Source organism: Campylobacter pinnipediorum subsp. caledonicus (assembly GCF_002022005.1).
Lineage (GTDB): Bacteria > Campylobacterota > Campylobacteria > Campylobacterales > Campylobacteraceae > Campylobacter_A > Campylobacter_A caledonicus.
This window is the reverse complement of sequence record NZ_CP017258.1, coordinates 1192951-1215675: the sequence shown is the minus strand read 5'-3', so window position 1 is coordinate 1215675 and position 22725 is coordinate 1192951. Positions and strand designations below refer to the sequence as shown.

The 22725-nt window shown below is 29.6% G+C and carries 26 protein-coding genes; 19 read left to right on the top strand and 7 right to left on the bottom strand.

The window, feature by feature from the left end:
- Positions 1–58 precede the first annotated feature (58 nt).
- Entirely contained in the window at positions 59–484 is a 426-nt protein-coding gene (locus tag CPIN18021_RS06175) for a copper resistance protein NlpE (RefSeq protein ID WP_078423584.1), read from the top strand.
- A gap of 42 nt (positions 485–526) precedes the next feature.
- Here CPIN18021_RS06175 and nusA read toward each other — a convergent pair whose 3' ends face one another.
- Positions 527–1630: a transcription termination factor NusA gene (gene nusA / locus CPIN18021_RS06170; protein ID WP_078423583.1), complete on the bottom strand. Its 1104-nt coding sequence runs from the start codon at positions 1628–1630 to the stop codon at positions 527–529.
- A 160-nt stretch (positions 1631–1790) separates the two neighbouring features.
- Between nusA and CPIN18021_RS06165 the strand changes: the two genes are divergently transcribed.
- The 8 genes from CPIN18021_RS06165 to CPIN18021_RS06130 all read left to right on the top strand — a co-directional run bounded on the left by CPIN18021_RS06165 (position 1791) and on the right by CPIN18021_RS06130 (position 7354).
- Entirely contained in the window at positions 1791–2033 is a 243-nt protein-coding gene (locus tag CPIN18021_RS06165) for an HP0268 family nuclease (RefSeq protein ID WP_069632526.1), read from the top strand.
- Positions 2030–3331, top strand: a complete 1302-nt coding sequence (miaB, locus tag CPIN18021_RS06160) for a tRNA (N6-isopentenyl adenosine(37)-C2)-methylthiotransferase MiaB (RefSeq protein ID WP_193431660.1) — start codon at positions 2030–2032, stop codon at positions 3329–3331. Before CPIN18021_RS06165 ends, miaB begins: the two co-directional genes overlap by 4 nt.
- 28 nt (positions 3332–3359) lie before the next feature.
- On the top strand, positions 3360–4049 hold the full coding sequence (locus tag CPIN18021_RS06155; RefSeq protein ID WP_226995905.1) for a lysophospholipid acyltransferase family protein: 690 nt from the start codon (positions 3360–3362) through the stop codon (positions 4047–4049).
- Between the two features lie 10 nt (positions 4050–4059).
- Entirely contained in the window at positions 4060–4515 is a 456-nt protein-coding gene (locus CPIN18021_RS06150; RefSeq protein ID WP_078423580.1) for a hypothetical protein, read from the top strand.
- Positions 4516–4579: 64 nt separating this feature from the next.
- Positions 4580–5365, top strand: a complete 786-nt coding sequence (locus tag CPIN18021_RS06145; protein ID WP_078423579.1) for a TOBE domain-containing protein — start codon at positions 4580–4582, stop codon at positions 5363–5365.
- 2 nt (positions 5366–5367) lie between these two features.
- Positions 5368–6111 (top strand): molybdate ABC transporter substrate-binding protein, encoded by a 744-nt coding sequence (gene modA / locus CPIN18021_RS06140; protein ID WP_078423578.1) that lies wholly within the window; start codon positions 5368–5370, stop codon positions 6109–6111.
- Positions 6108–6497 carry a TOBE domain-containing protein gene (locus CPIN18021_RS06135; protein ID WP_078423577.1) on the top strand — a complete coding sequence of 130 codons (390 nt, stop codon included), beginning with the start codon at positions 6108–6110 and terminating at the stop codon, positions 6495–6497. The genes modA and CPIN18021_RS06135 overlap by 4 nt, the downstream gene beginning before the upstream one ends.
- Positions 6494–7354, top strand: coding sequence for an ABC transporter ATP-binding protein (locus CPIN18021_RS06130; RefSeq protein ID WP_078424654.1), 861 nt, complete (start codon positions 6494–6496; stop codon positions 7352–7354). Before CPIN18021_RS06135 ends, CPIN18021_RS06130 begins: the two co-directional genes overlap by 4 nt.
- A 179-nt stretch (positions 7355–7533) precedes the next feature.
- On the opposite strand, the gene CPIN18021_RS06125 is transcribed toward CPIN18021_RS06130, so the two are convergent.
- Positions 7534–7803 carry a hypothetical protein gene (locus CPIN18021_RS06125; protein ID WP_078424653.1) on the bottom strand — a complete coding sequence of 90 codons (270 nt, stop codon included), beginning with the start codon at positions 7801–7803 and terminating at the stop codon, positions 7534–7536.
- A 435-nt stretch (positions 7804–8238) separates the two neighbouring features.
- Between CPIN18021_RS06125 and CPIN18021_RS06120 the strand changes: the two genes are divergently transcribed.
- The gene (locus tag CPIN18021_RS06120) at positions 8239–8898 is read left to right on the top strand and encodes a thiol:disulfide interchange protein DsbA/DsbL (RefSeq protein WP_078424652.1); all 660 of its coding nucleotides are present in this window, start codon (positions 8239–8241) and stop codon (positions 8896–8898) included.
- A 40-nt stretch (positions 8899–8938) separates the two neighbouring features.
- Here the strand turns inward: CPIN18021_RS06120 and CPIN18021_RS06115 are convergent, their stop codons facing one another.
- Genes CPIN18021_RS06115 through rarD form a run of 4 tightly spaced genes read right to left on the bottom strand, consistent with a single transcriptional unit; the run spans position 8939 to position 12091 of the window.
- Positions 8939–9559, bottom strand: coding sequence for a YggS family pyridoxal phosphate-dependent enzyme (locus CPIN18021_RS06115; protein WP_078424651.1), 621 nt, complete (start codon positions 9557–9559; stop codon positions 8939–8941).
- A complete protein-coding gene (gene rseP, locus CPIN18021_RS06110) occupies positions 9556–10668 on the bottom strand; it encodes an RIP metalloprotease RseP (RefSeq protein WP_078424650.1) in 1113 nt (370 codons plus the stop codon). The genes CPIN18021_RS06115 and rseP overlap by 4 nt, the downstream gene beginning before the upstream one ends.
- A gap of 56 nt (positions 10669–10724) precedes the next feature.
- The gene (locus tag CPIN18021_RS06105) at positions 10725–11201 is read right to left on the bottom strand and encodes a hypothetical protein (RefSeq protein ID WP_078424649.1); all 477 of its coding nucleotides are present in this window, start codon (positions 11199–11201) and stop codon (positions 10725–10727) included.
- Complete coding sequence (gene rarD / locus CPIN18021_RS06100) at positions 11198–12091, bottom strand: EamA family transporter RarD (protein WP_078424648.1); 894 nt, start codon at positions 12089–12091, stop codon at positions 11198–11200. The genes CPIN18021_RS06105 and rarD overlap by 4 nt, the downstream gene beginning before the upstream one ends.
- A 123-nt stretch (positions 12092–12214) precedes the next feature.
- On the opposite strand from rarD, the gene CPIN18021_RS06095 reads away from it, so the two are divergent.
- From CPIN18021_RS06095 to mnmH, 9 genes are all read left to right on the top strand, one after another.
- Positions 12215–13555, top strand: coding sequence for a class II 3-deoxy-7-phosphoheptulonate synthase (locus tag CPIN18021_RS06095; protein WP_078424647.1), 1341 nt, complete (start codon positions 12215–12217; stop codon positions 13553–13555).
- Between the two features lie 123 nt (positions 13556–13678).
- Positions 13679–14629 carry an NAD(P)-binding domain-containing protein gene (locus CPIN18021_RS06090; protein ID WP_078424646.1) on the top strand — a complete coding sequence of 317 codons (951 nt, stop codon included), beginning with the start codon at positions 13679–13681 and terminating at the stop codon, positions 14627–14629.
- 9 nt (positions 14630–14638) lie between these two features.
- Positions 14639–16612, top strand: a complete 1974-nt coding sequence (locus tag CPIN18021_RS06085) for a coiled-coil domain-containing protein (protein ID WP_078424645.1) — start codon at positions 14639–14641, stop codon at positions 16610–16612.
- Complete coding sequence (locus tag CPIN18021_RS06080) at positions 16609–17313, top strand: tRNA1(Val) (adenine(37)-N6)-methyltransferase (RefSeq protein WP_078424644.1); 705 nt, start codon at positions 16609–16611, stop codon at positions 17311–17313. Before CPIN18021_RS06085 ends, CPIN18021_RS06080 begins: the two co-directional genes overlap by 4 nt.
- Entirely contained in the window at positions 17301–17672 is a 372-nt protein-coding gene (locus CPIN18021_RS06075; RefSeq protein WP_078424643.1) for a YkgJ family cysteine cluster protein, read from the top strand. The genes CPIN18021_RS06080 and CPIN18021_RS06075 overlap by 13 nt, the downstream gene beginning before the upstream one ends.
- A complete protein-coding gene (locus CPIN18021_RS06070; protein ID WP_078424642.1) occupies positions 17654–18880 on the top strand; it encodes a tetratricopeptide repeat protein in 1227 nt (408 codons plus the stop codon). Before CPIN18021_RS06075 ends, CPIN18021_RS06070 begins: the two co-directional genes overlap by 19 nt.
- Positions 18877–19659 (top strand): indole-3-glycerol phosphate synthase TrpC, encoded by a 783-nt coding sequence (gene trpC / locus CPIN18021_RS06065; protein WP_078424641.1) that lies wholly within the window; start codon positions 18877–18879, stop codon positions 19657–19659. The genes CPIN18021_RS06070 and trpC overlap by 4 nt, the downstream gene beginning before the upstream one ends.
- A 1-nt stretch (position 19660) precedes the next feature.
- A complete protein-coding gene (locus tag CPIN18021_RS06060) occupies positions 19661–20146 on the top strand; it encodes an HIT family protein (RefSeq protein ID WP_078424640.1) in 486 nt (161 codons plus the stop codon).
- Positions 20133–21146 carry a tRNA 2-selenouridine(34) synthase MnmH gene (mnmH, locus tag CPIN18021_RS06055; RefSeq protein WP_078424639.1) on the top strand — a complete coding sequence of 338 codons (1014 nt, stop codon included), beginning with the start codon at positions 20133–20135 and terminating at the stop codon, positions 21144–21146. The genes CPIN18021_RS06060 and mnmH overlap by 14 nt, the downstream gene beginning before the upstream one ends.
- Here the strand turns inward: mnmH and CPIN18021_RS06050 are convergent.
- Positions 21141–22679 carry an inorganic phosphate transporter gene (locus CPIN18021_RS06050; protein WP_069636260.1) on the bottom strand — a complete coding sequence of 513 codons (1539 nt, stop codon included), beginning with the start codon at positions 22677–22679 and terminating at the stop codon, positions 21141–21143. The two genes, mnmH and CPIN18021_RS06050, sit on opposite strands and share 6 nt — an antisense overlap.
- Positions 22680–22725: the final 46 nt, after the last annotated feature.

The window sequence follows — 22725 nt, the reverse complement described above, 5'->3', positions numbered from 1 at the left end:
TCTAATTTTTAAGACATTTGAATATAATAACGTAAAATTTTTTAAAAAAGGATATTTGATGAAAATAAAAAATAGTTTTTTAGCTGTTTGTACAGTTGCTTTATTTGCAGGTTGCGCTATGAATAATAGTAGTTCTTCTATGAACGATATGCAAGATAAAGTTGTTTCAAGTTACGATATGTATAGTGTTGCTGGTGTTTATAAGGCTGTCTTACCTTGCGCTTCTTGCGAAGCTATAGATACTACTTTAGTATTAAAAAATGATGGTAATTTCGAGTCTTTAATGGAGTATAAAGGCGGTGAACAATATACAGAAAAATCAAGCGGAACTTATAGTGTAAAAGGTGATATCGTTACAGTTGTAAATAAATACAATAAAACAAGTATGTTTAGAGTGGATAATAAAAGTTTAAAAATGCTAGATGCTGAAGGTAAAGAAGTTACAGGACCTATGGCTAAGTTTTACGTGTTTAAAAAAATGTAAAAACAAATCAGTGGTTTTACCACTGATTTTATAAAATAATTATTATAAATCCCCAAATAAGGCTTTTAAATCTTTTGTCATAGTATTTGACTCTTGTGATTCAGAAGAACTTGTTCCAAGATCTCTTAATTCTATCTCATATCCGGTAAGCATACTTGCAAGCCTTATATTAATACCACTTTTTCCTATAGCTTTGCTTTTTTGTTCACTTACGAGAGAAACTATAGCTTTTTGTCCTTCTATTGTAACTGAATTAATTATTGCCGGACTCATAGCTCTTGTTATAAAAATAACAGGTTCGCTTGAATACTCAACTACATCAATGTTTTCATTATTTAACTCTTTACTTACAGCATTTATTCTAACACCTTTTGTTCCAACAGTAGCGCCAATTGGATCTATCATAGGAGATACTGATGAAAGCGCTACTTTAGCTCTTTCCCCCGGTATTCTTGCGCTATTTTGAATTATGATTCCACCATCGTTTATTTCTGGTACTTCAGCCTTTAAAAGAGCGTCTAAAAATCTTGGAGATGTTCTGCTTAACTCAACTTTTATGCCCAAATTTTTGTCAGCAAATACTTTTCTTATAACGGCTTTTACTACATTTCCTACCTTAAAGATTTCGCCTTTTATTCTATTTTTTCTTGGTAAAATAGCTCTTAACTCTTCAATCTCGATAAATGTATTTTCTTGTTCATCAACTCTTACAACAGTTCCAAAAACTATCTGTCCTTGCATCTGGTTGTATTTTTCAAAAATTTTATCCTCAACAAGCCTTTGGATATGATACTCAAGCTCTTTATGCAATGTTTGTGCAGCTGTTCTTCCTAGATTATCAAGGCTTAGTTCATATGTTAGCTCATCGCCAACTTCAACACTATTGTCAATATTTCTTGCCTCTTTTAGGCTTATAAAATGTTCGTTGTCTTCTTCCAATCTCTCATCGTCATCATAAACAATTGTTGTTTTTTGATATAGTTTTATTGTTTTATTGGTATCTATGGCAACATCATACTCGTAGTTGTGACCATAAACATGTTTTGCTGTGTTTATAAGAGCCCTTTTTACACGCTCCTTTACATCTTCTATATCCAAATTTTTTTCATTTGCTATTGATTCTATGATATCTGAAATTCTTTCCATTTTTTCTCCACTTGTAGTCATAAATGATAAATTCTAGGGAATTTAAAATTTTGAAGATTTGTGCTGATTATACAATTTTGTTACTAATAAAAACTTTAATATATGTTTTATGCCATTTTTGATATACTAATCAGCTTAAAGTTATAAGGAAGGATAAAAAATGGAGTTAAAACTTGCAAGATCCGAGCTTAGTTCAAAGCCAAAAACAATATCTTTGGACAAGATTGAAGCTGCCGTAAGTAAAGAGGGTCAGAAAATTTTTTATTTTGATAAAGATAATAGTCATAAACAACTTATTGAATTAGTTGAGTTTTTTGAAGAAAAAGGTCTAAGTGTTTATCATCGTGTTGTTAAATATGGTCTTGATGATAAAGACTATATGTATGAAGTGCATATATTATAATGAGTAAAAAGCTTTTTATTCAAACTTTGGGTTGTGCGATGAATGTTCGTGATAGCGAGCATATGATCGCAGAGCTAAAAAGCAAAGAGAATTATGAATTAACACAAGATATAAGCGATGCTGATTTAATACTTATAAACACCTGCTCGGTTAGAGAAAAGCCTGTGCATAAGCTTTTTAGCGAGGTTGGTGCTTTTGAAAAAGTAAAGAAAAAAGGTGCGAAGATAGGTGTTTGTGGTTGTACAGCTAGTCATCTTGGAGGTGAGATATTTAAAAAGGCCCCTTATGTTGATTTTGTTTTAGGGGCTAGAAATATCAGTAAAATATCAACCGCTGTAAATACCCCAAAGTTTGTAAGTACTGATATAAATTACGATGAAAGTGATTATGCTTTTGGCGAGTTTAGAGGCTCTCCATTTAAGTCATACATAAATATATCAATAGGCTGTGATAAAAAATGCACCTATTGTATAGTGCCTCATACTCGTGGAGATGAAATTTCAATACCTTTAAATTTAATTCTAAACGAAGCAAAAAAAGCTATTGATAGTGGTGCAAAAGAGATTTTTTTATTGGGTCAAAACGTAAATAACTATGGTAAAAGATTTTCAAGTAGCCATGAAAAAATTGATTTTAGCGATCTTTTGGTAAAACTAAGTGAAATAAATGGATTAGAACGTATTAGATTTACAAGTCCTCATCCTTTGCATATGGATGATAAATTTTTAGAAGTTTTTAGCCAAAATGATAAAATTTGTAAATCAATGCATATGCCACTTCAAAGTGGAAATACAAAAGTCTTAAAAGAGATGAAAAGGGGATATACAAAGGAGTGGTTTTTAGATAGAGCCTTAAAACTTCGCTCGCTTTGCCCTGATGTTAGTATTAGCACTGATATTATAGTTGCTTTTCCTGGCGAGAGCGATGAAGAGTTTATGGATACAATGGACGTTATAGAAAAAGTTAGATTTGAACAAATTTTTAGCTTTAAATACTCTCCTCGCCCTATGACAAAAGCGGCTGAGTTTACAAATCAAGTTCCTGAGGATATTGCTTCAAAAAGGCTTACTTTTTTACAAAGTAGGCATACTGAAATTCTAGATGAGATTGTAGCTGCTCAAAAAGATAAAATTTTTGATGTTTATTTTGAAGAGTTGCGCGCAAATGGTGGAGTAGCCGGTAGGAGCTTTAATAACTTTTTGGTTCAAGTAAACGGAAGCGAGGAGCTTTTAGGTAAGACCCTTAAAGTCCGTGTTGACAATCCAAAAAGAATGGTCTTATATGGAAACCTCATATAGTAGAATAAAAAAAAGCATATTTATCAATTTGATAGTATATGTTTTTTATCTACTTGTTTGGGTTATATTTCTAACTTGTAAAAAAACATATTCAAAAAATAAACTTCCAAATGATAGCTGTGTTGTTGTATTTTGGCATTCAAGACTGGCTTTTATGAGCTTTGCTTACCTTAGGTATTGGACTTGTGATTTTAACAAAAAAAGAAAAGGTAAGGTTGTTATAAGTGATCATAGAGATGGCGAGATAATCACAAGAATAATTAAATTTTTTGGCATATCTACAATAAGAGGTAGTAGCTCAAAAGGTGGTGCTAAAGTTTTGATAAACGCACTAAAAAATATAAAAGAGGGTGTTGATATTATCATTACGCCAGATGGTCCTCGTGGACCAAGACATAGTATAGCCGATGGGGCTATTGCAATAGCTCAAAAAACAAACAGAGATATTTATATCCTAAATTACGAAGCAAGCTCTTTTTGGGAACTAAGAAGCTGGGATAAAATGATAATTCCAAAGCCATTTTCTACTATAAATTTTACTCTCTCAAAGCCTTTGAGCTTTAATGAACTTGATATTGATGCCGCAAAAGAAGAGCTTCAAACTAAGATGTGGCTTGAGAGTGAAAAAAATCCTAATGGCAAAAGCATTTTAGAACATAAAGAAGAATTTGTACTAAACCTAAAACAATGGTGGTCTAAAAATGCTAAAAAGCATTGAAAGATAAGCTATGCTTTTTAATAAGACCTTGCCTGTTGCTGTAGTTATTTTGATACTAAGTGCTTGTGCTTTGTTTTTTGCTACAAATGAATCTTACCAACTTTCGTTTAAAGCTAAATTTTATTATGAACTACAAAATTATGACAAATCATACGAACTTAGCAAAAAATCATACGAACTTGATAAATACAATAAAATGGCTCAGTCTTTGTTTAAAAAAAATGAAGATATACTCAAATACAAAAGATATATATCACAAGCCAATGAGTATCTAAAAAAGATACAAGATATCTCAAAAGGTAAGGTTGGTATAGCAAATAAAGAAAGAATACGCCTAATTTGTGATATTATGATAGATGAATTAGATAGTGTTGTTAGCTCTACATCAGATACTCAGTTTTTAGAAGAAGCTACCAAAAAACAAGAAATCTTTAAAAAATTAAAATACGAACTTTTTGAAATTTAAGCATTTTTGTATATATAATAAATTATACTTTTAAAATTATTTAATTATATATAAGGTGTTTTTTATGAAAGCTAGTATTGATTTGGAAATTTTTTTAGGCGATAATGTATCTGTTTTACAAAAACATATAAAATTACTAAAAGCCATTGATTCTACAAAAAGTATAACAAAAGCCGCTCAGGCTATTGGTATATCATATAAAAATGCTTGGGATAGTATAGATATATTAAATAACAAAAGCGATAAACCACTTGTAAGTAGAGCAAATGGAAGGAAAAAAAATAGTGGCACAGAATTAACCGAATACGGCCACAAGATGATTGAAATTTATGAAAAGTTGCTTGGTTTACAAAATGATTTTTTAACAAAGGTATGTGAAAATCTTGATATTTCAAACTCTGAAATAATAAATTTTTCTAGACTAAGCAACAACCTGAGTGCTAGAAATCAGCTAAACTGTGAGATAGTAGATGTAAAATCAGGTGCGGTTAGCTCTCAGATTTTTGCAAAATTAAGCAACGATGATATTTTGCATTCTAGTATTACCCTTGAAAGTGAAAAAAATTTAAATCTTATCATTGGTAAAAAAGTTGTTTTTATCTTTAAAGCACCTTGTGTTAGCCTTGTAAAAAAAGATGAGGTTATAAAAGATGATAGTATAAATCAACTAAATGGCGAGGTTATATCTGTAAAAATAGGCTCTAAAAATGCAGATGTGATAATACGTTTGAGTGATTATCAAAATCTAAGTGCGATAGTTTCAAAAGATGTTGTTATGGAACTAAAAATAGGTGTTGGAGATAAATTAAAAGCTTTGGTCAAATCATCAGACATTATAATAGGAGTGTAAAAATGAAAAAAATTTTAATTGCATTAGCGATTAGTGCTTGTGCTTTGTTTGCGGGGGAGATTAGGGTGCTTGCTGCAGCAAATACATCTTATGCTTTTGAAGAGCTTTTGAAGAAATTTAACGAACTTTACCCAGATACAAAAGTAGAACTTAGTCTAGGTTCTAGTGGCGGACTTACTTCTCAGATACAAAACGGAGCTCCGGCTGATATATTTATGGCTGCAAATATGGGTTTTGCAGATAAGGTTTATGAGAGTGGATTTGGTGTTTCTAAGCCAGTTGTATATGCTCAAGGCTCTCTTGCTATATTTACTGTAAGGGATTTTAAACTAAAAAAAGGACTTGATGTTTTAAAAGATGTAAAAACCATATCTATAGCAAATCCAAAAAGTGCGCCTTATGGAGAGGCTAGTATGGAGGCTTTAAAAAATGCAAATCTTTTTAAATATATAGAAAAAAAGATAATCTATACTCAAAAAATTTCAGAGACACTTTCGCAAGCTTTAAGTGCTGCTGATATTGGATTTATAGCTGCTAGTGCTTTGTATGATAAGAAAATGTCAAAGTATAAAGAGGGTGTTAATTATGTTTTTGTTGATAAAAATCTATATAAGCCTATAGACCAAGGTATGGTTTTGCTAAAAAGGGCTGAAAATAACAAAGAAGCAAAGGCTTTTTATGACTTTATTTTAAGCGATAATGCAAAAGATATTTTTAATAAATTCGGATATATAACACCTAAATGATAAAAGCTATAGTTGAAAAAATAATAACATTTGATGATGTTAGCTTGGTTAAATTTAGTATAGATGAAGTTTTAGTTTTGTCCATGCTATCACTTGATAATGTGAACTTAAAGCCAAAAGATAAGGTTAAGCTTGGTTTTAAAAGTTCAAATGTATCTATATCTAAAAATAAGATTGAAAATTTTTCTATTAAAAATGAGATATATTGTAAGATAATAGATATACAAATAGGAAAAATTTTATCCGTTATTTTGCTTAGATACAAAGACATTGAGTTTGAAAGTATCATCACATCAGAATCAGCAAAAAGTCTAAGTTTAAAGCTTAACGATATGGTATTTGCCTATATAAAATCAACATCAATTTATATAAGTGAAATTTTATGATAGATATAAATGTTCAAAAAACTCTAAATAGTGCTAATGGAAAGTTTTTATTAGATGCAAAGCTTAGTATAAAAGATGGTGAGTTTGTAGCCATCTATGGTAAAAGCGGAAGCGGCAAGACAACTATACTAAGGCTTTTGGCTGGTTTTGAAACCCCTGATAGTGGTGCTATCTTGGCCAATGATACTATTTTTTATAAGGATAAAAAATCCCTAGCTATTCAAAAAAGAAATATAGGATTTTTATTTCAAGACTATGCCTTATTTGAAAATATGAGTGTGATAAAAAATCTACTTTTTGCCAAAAAAGATATAAGCTTAGCAAACGAACTACTAGATATAATGGATATATCAAGCTTGAAAAATCAAAGCATAACAAACCTTTCAGGTGGTCAAAAACAAAGAGTAGCTTTAGCTAGGGCTTTGATGATAGAACCAAAGATACTTTTGCTTGATGAGCCACTTAGTGCATTGGATGCCCAGACTCGTGAAAAACTTCAAGAGTATCTTATAAAGATAAACAAACAATTAAAAATTACAACCATAATAATAAGTCACGATGTCGCTGAAATTTATAAATTATGTGATAAAGTCTTTTTTTTAGATAATGGTAAGATAGTAAAATCTGGAACCCCAAGAGAGATGTTCTTAAAAAAACAAGGCTCTCAAAAACTAGCTTTTAATGCAAAAATTTTAGACATAAAACCTACAGATGCAGCCTTTGTAGTCTTAGTTTTTGTATCAAATCAGCTTTGCAAAGTCGTATTATCAAAAAATGAACTAAAAGACTTAAATGTAGGCGATGACATAGTGCTTAACATAAAAGCTTTTGGTGTAAATGTGCAAAAAATACATTAATAATAATTGAGGATTTCTAAAATTTTATGTATAGTGTTGCTAAGTGGTGTTGCTGTTAGTTTGTTTGCAGATATAAATACAAAAGAAGCAATTGATTATCAGACAATACCTAAAGATAAAACTTTTAATTTTATTAATAACCAAATAAGTTTTAACATTTTGGATAAAACAAAGTAAATTTAAAAAAGGTATTTAATTTTATAGGTAAAATAGTAGTGGAATAAGCCATATAAAACGGTTAAAATTGATGGCATAGCTTTACGTTTTTTAGATAGTAACACTAAAAAATAATAAGGTAAGCAAAAAACAATTAACTTTGTAAAAGAACTAACAACATCTGTTAAAGATACTACAAATTCTTTAACAACATCATCTGCAACAGATGTTGCTAAGTTTTCATCAAATCTTTCAACACAAACAAGACTTGCTAAACTTACAAATCTATACAATAATGATCTAGCATTAGCTTATGCTATAAACAATCTAAAAGATAATAAATTTGCTGATGCTGGTAATGGTTTATCAAATTTAGTTAAAGCTTATACAGATAGATTTAATAACGATAACAATGTATGGGGAAATATAATAGGATCTAAAGCTAAGATAAAAGGTGATAAGTGAAGCATTAATACTAAATATAAACTTTGGAGCTAAAACAAGATCTAAAGAAAAATACTACAATGGAAACATTGGTTTAAAATATAGCTTTTAATTAAAATAAAAACATTTAAGGGTTATGAGAGTAGCTCTTAAATACTCTTTTGTTGCAGACTTATAGATATAATATTTTTTAAAGTTACATAAAATTTATATGATTAAATTTTTTATTTAATCACAATTTGTTAAAATACTAAATATAGTAATTTTAAATATAGGAGCTTTAGATGAGATCTTTATTTTTAAAGACAGTTAAATTTTTATCAGTTGTTGCCCTTTTTGGTGCTTTGAGCGCAAATGCATTTACAGAAGGCGAAGACTATGTTAAGCTAGAACAACCTTTGCCAGTAGAAAATAACACCTTAGTAAAAGTTTTTAGCTATGCTTGTCCGCATTGCTACAAATACGATAAAAGTGTTGTTTCAAAATTAATGCAAAAATTACCAGGCATAAAATTTGTCCCATATCATTTAAAAACAAAAGGTAGTTTTGGAGAGACTATCAGTAAAGTTTTTGCTGTTTTGATAGCCAAGGATAATGAAAATGGAATTAGTTTATTAGATGATAAGTCTTTATTTAAGAAAGCTAAATTTGCATATTATAGAGCATATCATGATAAAAAAGAGACATGGAATGATGGAAAAGATAAAGATGGATTTTTAAAGACTGGTCTTGATGCTGTTGGTATGAGTGTGGATGATTACAATAAAGAACTAAACAATCCAAAAGTTATTGAAATTTTATCAAAATGGGACGCTGCTTATGATGTGGCCAAGCTTCAAGGTGTTCCTGCTTTTGTTGTAAATGGCAAATATCTTATCAACATAGATAATGTTAAATCAATAGAAGGTATTGCTAGATTAGTTAAAGATTTGTTGGCAAAATAAATTAAATATACGGCATTTACGATTATAAGTGCCGTAGAAATTATTTATATAGCATAGTCCCCAAACGAATCATATTTGAACCGCATTTTATTGCCAACATAAAATCAGAACTCATTCCCATAGAACATATTTTAGCTCCACTAGATTTTAAACTCTCATAAATTTTATATGTTTGCTCAAAGCTTTTTTGTATCTGTTTTTCATCATCAACATTAGCACCTATGCTCATGACACCGATAAGATTTATATTTTTGCATTCTTGTTTGATTTTTAGATATTCTTCTGTCGCTTGGCTTGTGCTTACACCTTGTTTGCTATCTTCGTTTGCTGAGTTTATTTGCAAAAGTGTATCTAGCTTATAATCAAGCCTTTTGTCTACCGCAACTGCCTTTTTTAAACTATCACAACTTTGCCATAGAGTAGGGCGAAGTGATATAAGTTGATTTATTTTATTATCTTGCAATCTTCCTATCATATGCCATTTTGGACCAAAGCTTGCTAGTTCTGTTTGCTTTTTAGCCATCTCTTGAACCCTGTTTTCGCCAAATTCTATCTGACCTTGATTTATAAGCTCTATAACCTCTTTGCTGGTTACATTTTTGCTTACGGCTATAAGCCTTACATCGCCTATTTTTTCATAAAGTTCTTTTAAATTTATCATTTATAAAATCCACCAAGTCTCATTATGTCATTAAAAGTAGCAACAAGCATCATTGTTAAAAGTATAGCCCAGCCAAGATATGTGAGCCAAGCAAATACTTTTTCGCTTACCTCTTTTTTAAATATTAGCTCGTATGTGTTAAATATAATATGCCCTCCATCAAGTGCCGGTATAGGTAATAAATTTAAAATACCTAAATTCACAGATATAAGTGCTGTTATTAAAAGAAGTATCGCCATATCTGTTTTTGCAGCTTTTGATGTTATATCTGTTATTTGAACTATACCACCCATTTCTTTTATGGGAACTATGCCAGTTATTATCTTTTCAAAGCCTAAAAATATAAGCTTAGATGCTTTTATGGTCTCATCAAAAGCATATGATATAGAGCTAAATCCAGTATGATAAACCTTTACAAAATCGCCTTTTGGAGATATGCCTATAAGTGGCTTTTGTATAGTTTCTCCAAACATATTTTTACTCTCTCCTATCTTTGGTGTTAGATTTATTGTGAGTTGTTTACCATCTCTTTGTAGTATTATTTTTGTTGGATTTATACTTACTTGTTTTCCTATATCATCCCACTCTTTTATGGTTTTGTTATTTATTATTAGAATTTTATCATCTACCATTATGCCAGCTTGTTTTGCTGCCGAGTTATCTAGTACAGTTCCTACAACGGGTGCTAGTTTTTCATTTCCCATAAAACCAAGTGATATGTATATAAAAAATGCCAATATAAGGTTAAAAAATGGTCCAGCAAAAAGTATAAGAATCCTTTTTATAGGGCTTAGTGTGTTGTAGCTATCATCATCATAATTTTTATTTTTAGGATCTGTGTCATCTTGCCCTTTGAGCTGGACATATCCACCAAGTGGTATCGCACTTATACAATAATCAGTATTGTTAACACGTTTTGTAAAAATCTTTTCACCAAATCCAATGCTAAAAGTATTAACACAAACTCCAAAAAAACGAGCAACTAAAAAATGTCCTAATTCGTGAAAAAATATTAAAAAAGATATAACAAAGATAGTAACAAAAAAATGCCATGAATAGGCATAAATTCCAACTATAAGCATTAAAATAACAAAAATTATACTTTTCAAATTATTCCTTTTATATTAAATATTTATAACTTTATCATTTTATTGTAAATTTAATTTCAAAGTTTTTCAAAACTTTCTTTTAAATTTTCTCTTATATTTTCATTTATCTCATCTGGATTTTTTAGGCTTTTTTGGACTGAGTTTTCAAGTGAACTTAAGATATCAAATAGCTCTTTCTCCCAGCTTTTGGTGTCTTTTTTTGTGTTCATATTTTGTATAAAAGTAAGCTTTCTGCTAAGCTGTGATAGTTCCGCCATAAACTCATCTTTTACATCATCGCTTATAAATAAATCATTATCTTTTACTTTTTGTCTTAAATCCCTTATTTGTTCATCTATTTCATCGCAAAAAGATTTGTATTTATCTGTATTATCTTCTGATAATAATTCACTGTTTTTGTTTTTATTATCTTCTTTTAAATTGCCGTTTAAGGCTTCATCCATGTCTATATTTTGTGTCATTTTTTGTATTTGCATATAAAGTGCAAAAGCAACTGCTATTGAGATCAAGAAAGCTATGGTTATGTCATTCATTTATGTCCTTTTTTATTTTTTAAATATATTTTTTCTAAACTTACTACTATTAAGCCACTCCAAATAAGTATAAAAGATATTATCTTCGTATGATCCAAACTCTCATTAAATACCAAAACAGCGATAGCTAATGTAAGTGTTGGGCTTAGATAATGAATATATCCTAATGTGCTTAGTTTTATTCTATTTGCTGCTGCATTAAACATCACAAGTGGTAAAATCGTAACTATACCAGAAAGTATCATCAAAATTCCATTAAAATCAGCTTTAAAATTGTTTTGATGGGTAAAACAAAGATATAAAAAATATCCAAAAGCTAAAAATGAAATCATCAATGTTTCTATAAAAAGTCCATCTATAGCTCGTAACTTTATAAATTTCCTTATAGATACATAAATAGCCATTGATACCGGTAGAATTATTGAGATAAAGGGTATCTTGCCTACATAGTATATCTGAATAAAAACAGAAACACACACAAGCAAAACAGCAATTTTTTCAACCTTGCTTGGGTGTTCTTTAAAAATCAAAAACCCAACTAGAATATTCATAAGTGGATTTATAAAATACCCAAGGCTAGCTTCTACTATATGAGATGTATTTACGGCATATATGTATAATCCCCAATTTATGCTTATCATGGCACCACTAAGAAATAAAAGATTTCTAATTTTTTTATTTTTTAAAAGAATTTTTATGTTTCTAAAACCGGATTTTAGATATAAAAATACGCTCATAAAAATCAAAGACCATAATACCCTATGTGCCAAAATTTCAACCGAACCTACATCTTCACTAAATAATTTAAAATATAAAGGGTAAAAACCCCAGATTGTAAAAGCAATTATTGCAAGAAACAAACCCTGTGTTTCTTCGTTTTTTAAATTCATACCAAAGCCTTAAATTAAAGCATAGATTATAATTTTATATATATTAATAAAGCATAAAATTTTAAGTTTTTAATGTTATAATCGGAAATATATCAAAATTTAGAAAACGAGGTTATGTAACGAATGTGGAGTAAAGATAGTTGGAGAAAATACAATATACTTCAACAGCCAAAATATCCAGACAAAGATAAATTAAATGAAGTGGAAGAAAAATTAAAAAATTTACCACCATTGGTATTTGCTGGAGAGGCTAGAAATTTAAAAAAAGAGCTTGCTAAGGTTTGTAATAGTGAGGCTTTTTTGCTTCAAGGCGGTGATTGTGCCGAAAGTTTTTTAAATTTTAATGCAAATAATATAAGAGATATGTTTAAAGTAATGCTTCAAATGGCTATAGTTTTGACATTTGCAGGTGGTCGTCCGATAGTAAAAGTAGGTCGCGTTGCAGGTCAATTTGCAAAGCCTAGAAGTTCGGATTTTGAAGAGATTAATGGAGTTAGTCTTCCTAGTTATCGTGGTGATATTATAAATGGTTTTACATTTGATGAATCTGCTCGTGTGCCTGACCCGCAAAGAATGATAGAAGCTTATTATCAAAGTGCTTTTACTATGAACCTATTGCGTGCCTTTTCTCGTGGCGGGTTGGCTGATTTACATCAAATCAATAAGTGGAATTTGGGCTTTGCTAAAAGGGCTGAGATACATGAAAAATACTCAGAACTAACAGATAGTATTACTAAAACACTTGGGTTTATGAAAGCTTGTGGAATGACATCTGAAAATACCCCAGCTATAAATCAAACTTCATTTTATACATCACATGAAGCTTTATTATTGCCTTATGAAGAAGCTATGACAAGAGAAGATAGTTTGAGTAATGAATGGTATGACTGTTCTGCGCATATGCTTTGGATAGGTGAGAGAACAAGGGGTATTGATGATGCTCACGTTCATTTCTTAAGTGGTGTAAAAAATCCAATAGGTGTTAAAATAGGACCTAGTGCAAACTCATCAGATATATTAAAATTATCAGAAAAATTAAATCCAGAAAACGAAGCTGGAAGACTTAATATAATAATAAGAATGGGTGTTCAAAAAATTCAAGAAAATTTACCTAAGTTGTTAAGAGATATCAAAAAAGAAGGCTTAAATATAGTTTATAGCATAGATCCTATGCACGGAAATACAACAAAAGCTGGTAATTATAAAACTAGAGAATTTGATAAAATTATCAGCGAAGTAAAAAGTTTTTTTGATATAACTAAGTCTGAAGGTATGTATGCTGGAGGTATTCATCTTGAGATGACAGGTCAGGATGTAACAGAGTGTATGGGCGGTGTTTTTAATGTAACAGAACAAAGTTTAAAAGAGCGTTACGAAACACAATGCGATCCAAGACTAAATTCGGACCAAGCTTTAGAGCTTGCATTCTTGGTTGCAGAGTTATTAAAAAAACAGATAGGTTGATTTATTTTTTTATTACAAAGAGTATTTTTTATTTTAAGAAGTTATTTTTTTATTTCTTGGATTTTAATATTTTTTGTGATAAATTCATTTAATTAATATTTTTTATTATTTTAGGAGAAATTTATGTCAGTAATTTATGATTTAGTTGTTATAGGTGCCGGGCCTTGTGGTATAGGTGCCGCTATTGAGGCTAAGGCTAATGGTCTTAATAATGTTTTAATGCTTGAAAAGGGCGAAGAAAATCTGCAAACTATTAGAAAGTTTTACAAAGATAACAAGCGTGTTGATAAAGAGTATAAAGGACAAGAAAGTACTATTTATGGAGTTGTAGCTTTTCAAGATGGAACAAAAGAGACTACAATAGAGTTTTTTGATAAAATCATTGCCGAAAATAATATAGAATGTGTTTTTAAATGCGAAGTTGAAAGTGTAAAAAAAGTTGGAGATTTGTTTGAGATAACTACTACAAAAGATATTTATAAGTCTAAAAATGTGCTTGTAAGTATAGGTAAAATGGGTAAACCAAATAAGCCTGATTATAAAATTCCTTTACCATTAAATGGTGTTGTTAACTTCAACTTAGACAAATGTGGCAGTGGGGAAAAGATACTGGTAGTTGGTGGTGGAAACTCAGCTGTTGAGTATGCTATAGATCTCTGTAAAAACAATGAAACTACATTGGCATACAGAAGAGATACTTTTGCAAGAGTTAATGATACAAATAAAGAAAATCTTGAAATTTTAGAAAAAGATAATAAATTAAAAGTTAGATTAAACCACGATATCGTAAGTCTTGATAACGATAATGGTAAGGTTGTTGTTAATTTTTCAAATGATAAAACAAGAGTTTATGATAGAGTTGTATATGCAATAGGTGGTTCAAGCCCAGTTGATTTCTTGCAAAAATGTGGAATCAAAATGGATGATAAAGGCAATGCTTTAGTAAATGATGCTTGTGAAAGCGATATCGCTGGTCTTTATGCTGGTGGTGATATAACATTAAAAAATGGTGGTTCAATAGTAATTGGATTAAACCATGCTTATAAAGTTGTCCAAAATATTATAAAAAAATGAGTATAAAGTTTGAGAGAATATAAGAGATTTTTTCTAGTTTTTTTTATTTTATTTGCGGCTAGTTATATTTTTATTAACTTTTCGCAAATAAAAAAAGAACAAGCTTCGGAAAGAGAGTATAAAATTTACTCTCTTAAATTTGATGATTTGTCGGAAGAAGAAAAAGAGAAATATATAAGTAAAGATCAACTTTTTGAGTATGGTGGTTATATAACCGCAAAGAGCTATATTGAAAATTTTGATGTTGTTTTTGATGAAAATTTGACTAATGATATTGATAAATTAAAAGCTGATTTTAAAGATATAGTTGAAAAAAACAGGGTTTTAATTAAAGACAATGTAGACATAGCTAAGAAAAATCTTGATTTGATTTCAAAGATTGATAGTATAAAAATGCAATTTTTATCTAAAGAAAAAAAAATAGAAGAAAAAAATCTTGAAAATTTTAAAAATAAAGAAAAAACACTTACTGACCGTATAGAAAATTTAACAAACGAGCTAGCAGAAAATCAAAAACAAGGTCTTGAGATGATGTCAAGATATGAAAGAAAGATAATACAGTTAGAGCAAAATATATCATCTTTGGCTGTTAATTATGATAAAAATACATCTATTTTGCAAAACAAAAATCTTGAACTTCAAAACAAAATAGCATTATTAAATAAAAAGGATAATGCACAACAGAGTTCAAAAAAAGAGCTAAAAGACCTAAAAGAAGAGATTAAAGTAGAAAAAAATGAAATTCAAAAACTTGATTTTTTACATAAAAAAGAGTTAAAACGTATTCAGGATGGATTTGACATTCAGCGGTTAACTCTTGAAGATGAACTATCAAAAAAATCAAATAATATAATTGATTTAAAAGCAGAGATTAAAAAACTTGAATATGATATAAAAAATAGTGATACTAAAATCAAAAATTTAGATACACAAATCCAGCAACTAAATTCTTTTATAGTTGGTTTAAATGATGTAAATAAAGATCTAAATTCAACAAATAATCAAAAAGATAAAGATATTTTTAGTTTAAAAAATCAAATTTTAGCTTTAAATAAAGACGCTCAGGAATTTAAAAATAATATTAAACTTCAACAAAATGAAAACAACTCACTAAAAATGGATTTAAACACTAGCAACAATACTATTGCTCAAAAAAACGTTGAGATAAAAGAGCTAAGTGCAGATATCCAAAAGCTTAGCTTTGATTTAAACAAAACGCAAAATCAAGTCGAGGTTTTTAAACAGCTAAGTCTTAAAAATGAAAATAATGCGACTAGTTTAAAGCTTATATTAGATAAAACACAAGAAGAACTTGATACACAAAAACAATCTTCTAAAACAGATATGCGAAACTATGCTATTTTAAAAACTCAAATAGAAGAGTTAAGGACTTTAGCTGATAGAAATTTGATGATAAAAAAACTGCAAGATGAGATGATTGATTTAAAAAATGAACTTAAGAGTATGCAGACCAAAAATATATCCACTCAAGCTTTTTTAGATAAATTAGAAGGCTTGCAACAAGAGATACAAAATTCAATTGACAAACAAGATATATTAGAAGATGAAAATATAAATTTAAAAAAGATATTAGAAACCCAAACAAAGCCGGAAGTTCCTAAAAAACTTGTTTTTGTTTCACAAGTTGAGTGTTTTGATATGGATAAAAATGGCATAACTATGATGTGTAAGAATCGTGTTAGCGAGTTTTTAAGTAGGTATAATTCAAACTATTTATATGAGATTACATCTATAGTTGATGGTCGTGGATATGCTTTACCATATCAAGTGACTTCTAATATAAGTAAAATTGAATTAAGCAGACTAAATTCTTATGTTGATTTTGGCATAGGCAAAGAAAGAAGTGAAATGGCAGCAAAACTCATAAGAGATGAATTTGGTGATTTTTCAAGAATTAGCTATAGTACCGAAGTTTTGAGAAGAAAAGATTCTAGAGGCTTCATTATAAAAGCTTACAGATGATACTTTATCAACTAAAAGATGGCTATCATTATAATAGCGATTCATTGATTTTGTATGATTTTGTTTCATCTTTTTTGAATCCAAACTACAAAGGAAGTGTTTTAGATGTTGGTTGCGGTTGCGGGGTTGTTGGACTTTTGTTAAAGCGTGATTTTGATAAAATTGATCTATCATTACTTGATATTCAACATATAAATATTATGTTATGTGAAAAAAATTTAATTGCAAATAATCTATCAGCAAATTTAATAGAGTGTGATTTTTTAAAAATCAAAACAGATAAGAAATTTGATCTGATAGTTTCAAACCCACCTTATTATCGCGATGGTGTTACAAAAAGTACAAATACCCATTTAGCTATTAGTCGTTATGCTGATGAACTTTCTCTGAAGGCATTTTTAAGCACATCAAATAAAATTTTAAAGCCAAGAGCCGAGATAATATTTTGTTATGAGAGCTTACAATTACAAGTTATTATGCAAATCTTAAGTGAATTTAAATTTACTTGTTGTAATGTTTGTTTTGTGCATCCAAAAAAAGAGAAAAAATCAAATTTAGTTTTGATTAGAGCAAAAAAAAGCTCTCGTTCAACTTGTGATGTTATGACACCATTAATTTTGCAAGATGGTGATAAAAATAGCTTAAGAGCTGATGAAATTTATAAAAAAGCAAATACAAAGAGTTTAATGTGTCAATTTTAACACAAGATGGATATAATTATACTTTTGATAGTTCAAAATGTAGCGAATGTGGTGGAAAATGTTGTATAGGAGATAGTGGATATATCTGGATAAGCAAAGAGGAGATATTAAGATTAGCTGATTTTTTGAATTTGGATTTTAAACAAGTTCAAGAGAAGTATTTGATAAAAGTCCAAAATAGATTTAGTATAAAAGAGGTTGATTATAAAACCGGCTATGCTTGTGTGTTTTTTGATATGTCAAAAAAAATGTGTTCAATATATGAGTATAGACCAAGTCAGTGCAGGACATTTCCATTTTGGGATTATTTTAAGGATAATTTAAAGGAGTTAAAAGAAGAATGCATAGGGATAAAATAATATTTTTTTTAAGTTTTTTGATTTTTTTTATAAGTAATTTAAATGCAAAAGATATAAATCTTGAAATTTTAAAAGCATTAGAATTTACAAATAATGGCAACTATGATTTGGCGATCGCTGTTTATGATGATTTGTATAAGCAGACAAAAGATTCTCAATTTTTAAAGGAAGAATTAAAATTAGCTGTAAGTTTTAGTGATGATAAAGTTGATGAACTTATGGGTAAGGCTGATGAAAAATTTAAAAAAGACCCTTTTTATGTGAGACTTCTTTCAGCTAAAAAAATAAGAAAAGGTGATTTAGTAAGTGCCAAAAAACTTCTTAATGAGCTTTTAAAAACAGATAAAGATCCAAAAAATCATCTTATGCTTGGTGATATAGCATTATTTGAAAAAGATGAAAAAACAGCTCTTGTAAATTTTCAAAAAGCGTATGATTTAGACCAAAGCGAAGACAATCTTCTGAAATTGACTACGCTTGATGAGTCTAGTAAAAGTTTTGAATTATTAAAAGATTATAAAGATAAAAATGGTTGTAGCTTATCGGTTTGCTCAAAACTTGCAAATATGTATTTAGAGAATAAAGAATATATAAAACTGTCTGGAATCTATACTGAGTTATTTGAAGTTACGGGTGATTATAAATTTAAAGAGCTATCTTTGGGGATTTTGCTTTTTTCAAAAAATAATGATAAGGCTATAGAGCTTCTTAAAAATGGTGATTTTGATAACAACACTACTATAGATGTTTATGCCTCTATGAAAAGATATGAAGATGCTTATGATGTAGCTAAAAATGCCTACGATGATACTAAGGATATTTTTTATCTTTCAATGATGGCTGTTTTTGAGTATGAAAAATATGACTCAAAGCCTGATAAACAAAAGCTTAATCATATAATATCAAATTTTGAAAAAAGTGCTGTTAAACTAAATAATCCTATCTTTTTAAATTATTATGGATATTTAATGATAGATCACGATGTTGATTATAAAAAGGGTATATCTTTGGTTGAAAAAGCCTTAAAAATAGATCCTAAATCTTCAGCTTATCTTGACTCTTTGGCTTGGGGATATTTTAAAATCAATGAGTGTAAAAAGGCAAAAGAGATAATGGATGAAGTTTTAAAAGATGAAGACTTTTCAAAGCAAGATGAAGCTATATTACACTCAAAAGAGATAGATAAATGCTTAAAGATTAAAAAATGACACTTGATGAAATCATAGACAATACAAAGCAAAATTTAAAAATTAAAAAACAAAAAATTCCTGCTAAGTGGCTAGAGGAGACTTATAAAAGCTCTTATAAACCAAGAGATATTATCTCTTCACTAAAAAGCACAAAAGATAATCCATATAGGATAATAGCCGAAGTTAAAAAAGCAAGTCCCGAAAATGGCATAATAAGAGAAGATTTTGAACCACTAAAAATAGCTAGAGAGTATCAAGATAGTGGAGCAAATGCGATAAGTGTTATTACTGAGCCTAAATGGTTTAAAGGTGATTTAGAATACATAACTCAAATAAGAAGATATATAAAAACACCAATATTGAGAAAAGATTTTATAGTTGATAAATATCAAATTTTAGAAGCTTTGATTTTTGGTGCTGATTTTGTTTTGCTTATAGCAAAGGCATTAACAAAAGAAGAGTTAAAAATACTTTTTGATTATTCTCGTAGTTTGGGACTTGAAGTTTTACTCGAAATTCATGATGAAGATGATTTGCAAAAAGCTATTTATGTAAATGCTAATATTATAGGGATTAATCATAGAAATTTAAAGACTTTTGAGATGGATATGAGTCTTTGTGAAAAGCTAATACCATCAATACCAAAGGATAAAATTATAGTTGCTGAGAGTGGAATTTATGAAAAATCTCAGCTACAATACCTTAATGAATTAGGTGTAGATGCCTTTTTGATAGGTGAATACTTTATGAGACAAAATAATATAAATTTAGCTTTTAGTAAGCTTAGAGGATATTAATATGCAACATTTATGTGCACCGTGGAGGTCTGAATACTTTAATAGTAAGCCAACTGGTTGTGTTTTTTGTTCGATAAAAGACAACCTTGATGATGATATGCAAAATGGGGTTTTGTTTAGAGCTAAGTTTTGTTACGGAATCATGAATCGTTTTCCGTATTCTCCGGGACATTTTATGATTATACCTTTTTCTCATTTTGATAATATAGAATCACTAGATGATGAGGTCTGGCAAGAGATGTCGCATTATGTAAAAAGAGGCGTTAAGGTTTTAAAAGATGAGTTGAAAGCTGATGGTGTAAATATAGGTATGAATCTTGGAAAAGCAGCCGGAGCTGGAATAGCTGAACACGTTCATTATCATTTAGTGCCTAGATGGGAAAGAGATACAAATTTTATCACCACAATAGCTGATGTTAGGGTAAATGGAGCACCTTTTTATCCATTATTTGAAAAATTAAAAAGAGCATTTAGTGAGTTTAGTTGAATTAAATATAGATAATTGGTTAAAAAATAGAGATAAATTTGACCTTATCATTGATGCTAGAAGTCCTAGCGAGTTTGCGTATTCTCGTATAAAAGGTGCTATAAATTTATATGTATTAAATGATAAAGAACATAATGAAATAGGCACTCTTTATAAACAAAATAGATCTTTAGCAAAGGTTCTTGGCGCTAGATATGTTTGTATAAATACAAGCGAACATTTGACAAAGATATACGAGACAGTAAAAGTCGGCTCTCTTATAGGTGTTTATTGCTCAAGAGGAGGAATGCGTTCTAACTCTATTTCGCAAATTTTAAGTATGATTGGTTATAGGGTTGAAAGACTTATTGATGGATATAAATCATATAGAAAAAATGTTTTGGATGAGCTTGAAAAACCTATTGATTTGAAATTTATAACACTTTTTGGAAATACCGGAAGTAGTAAAACCAAGCTCATAAGATCACTACAACCATCTTTGGATTTGGAACATATAGCAAATCATTTAGGCTCTGTTTTTGGTGAGATAAATGGAAAACAGCCTAGTCAAAAAGAGTTTGAAGATAACTTATTTGAAGAGCTTATTTTACTAAAAGATAAAAAAGCATGTTTTATAGAAGGTGAGAGTAGGCGTATAGGTTCTTTGACTGTTCCTTCTAGTTTGCATACTTCTATGAGAAGTGGTGTAAATGTTGAGATAGTGGCTAGTCTTGAAAATAGAGTAGAGTGTATTATGAAAGATTATAAGAGTGTAGATAGTAAGTTCTTTTACTCTTGTATGAAAAAAATTAGCCCTTTTATATCAAAAGAGGCAAGAGATGATGCTATAAATGCTTATGAAAATAATGACATACACAAGGTTTGCGAGATACTCTTAGTTAAATACTATGATAAGGTTTACAAAAAGCCACAAAAGATAGATTATACTATAAGTTCAGATGATTTTGAACTGGCAAAATCAGAGCTTATGCAAATCTACAATAAACAATTAAAATTATAAAAATTTTAAAACACTAAAATAAAATGCACCAGATAGTATAGCCGAAGCAGGGAGTGTTATAACCCAAGCTAGAAGTATTGGTTTTACCATGGCCCAGTTTGCGTTTTTGTTTATTATGCCTATTCCTAATACAGCACCTATAAGTATATGTGTTGAGCTTACCGGAATTCCAAATTTTGTTGCTAGAAGTATAACCATACTAGCACCAAGTTCAGCGCTAAATCCGGTTGTTGGTAAAATTTCGGCAAGTTTGGAGCCTATAGTGGAGATAACTTCTTTTCCTAAAAACCATAAACCAACAACTAAAGAAATTCCAAAAGTAATCATAACAACACTAGGTATAGTAGAAGCTTTGTTTATAACCCCTGTTTTCAATACATCAAGTATCGCAACAAAAGGGCCGATTGCGTTTGCTATATCGTTTGCTCCGTGTGAAAATGCAAACGATGAAGCTGTAAAAATTTGAAACCAAGAAAATACACGATTTATGCTTTTTTCGGCATCATTTTTATTCATTACTTTAATGAATGCAAAACTGGCAAGATATGCTAAAACACCTATAACAAAGAGTATCCATATGCTTTGTATTATGCTTATATCTAAATTTATATTCTTTAAGCCCTTAAAAATCATCATGGATGATATAACCATCGCAGCAAAACCGGCTATCAATGGGATATGTTTTTTCATCGCAGCAAAGGAGTCTATCTGTTTTTCTCTCTCTTTCATTGCTTTAATTTGCGATCTGTATTCGCTGTATTTTGTGCTTTTTGTATCATCTTCATCGATTAAAATCATGTTTGAAAGTGTTTTTATTTGTTCACTTTCCGGTTTTGTTTTTAGTTCTTTTATGAAGTTACGTTTAAAGATTTTTCTCTCTTTTTTTAGTGTTTTAATTGAAATTCTAAGTTGTCTTGTGGGATTTATGATATTTTTCTTGATATAGCCAAATACTAAAAATGATAACACACCGCCCATTAGTGGTGAGATGACCCAGCTTATTGCTATTTTGCCTATTTCGCTCCAAGTTACCATTTCAAATGCTTCTTTTGCGCCATAGCTTGTATAACCCATCATAATACCAGCGCCGACTATGCCACCTACTATCGAGTGGGTTGTAGAGACAGGAAGTCCTTTTTTTGATGCGAAAAATAGCCAAAGCCCAGAACTTAGAAGTGCTGACATCATTATGGCTACAAATTTTTCCGGTATTACATTTTTATCTGAAAAGTTTATGATACCGTTTCTTATCGTATTTGTTACTTCTGCACCAGCAAAAACAGCACCGCTTAGCTCAAATATAGCAGCTATTATAAGGGCTTGTTTTATTGTTAAAGTTTTTGCTCCGACACTAGTTCCAAAGCTATTTGCTACATCGTTTCCGCCTATATTAAATGCCATAAATATACCAAAAAGACTTGCTATAAAAAATATAAAATATTTGCTATTTGGTATAGTGTTGATTCCCCACGTAAAAAAGCATACTATAGTAATTATAAATATAACAAAGGCTATCAGGTTGTCTCGTGTCAAGTTGTGTCCTTGATTTAAAAATATTTGTTGATTATATCTTTATGTT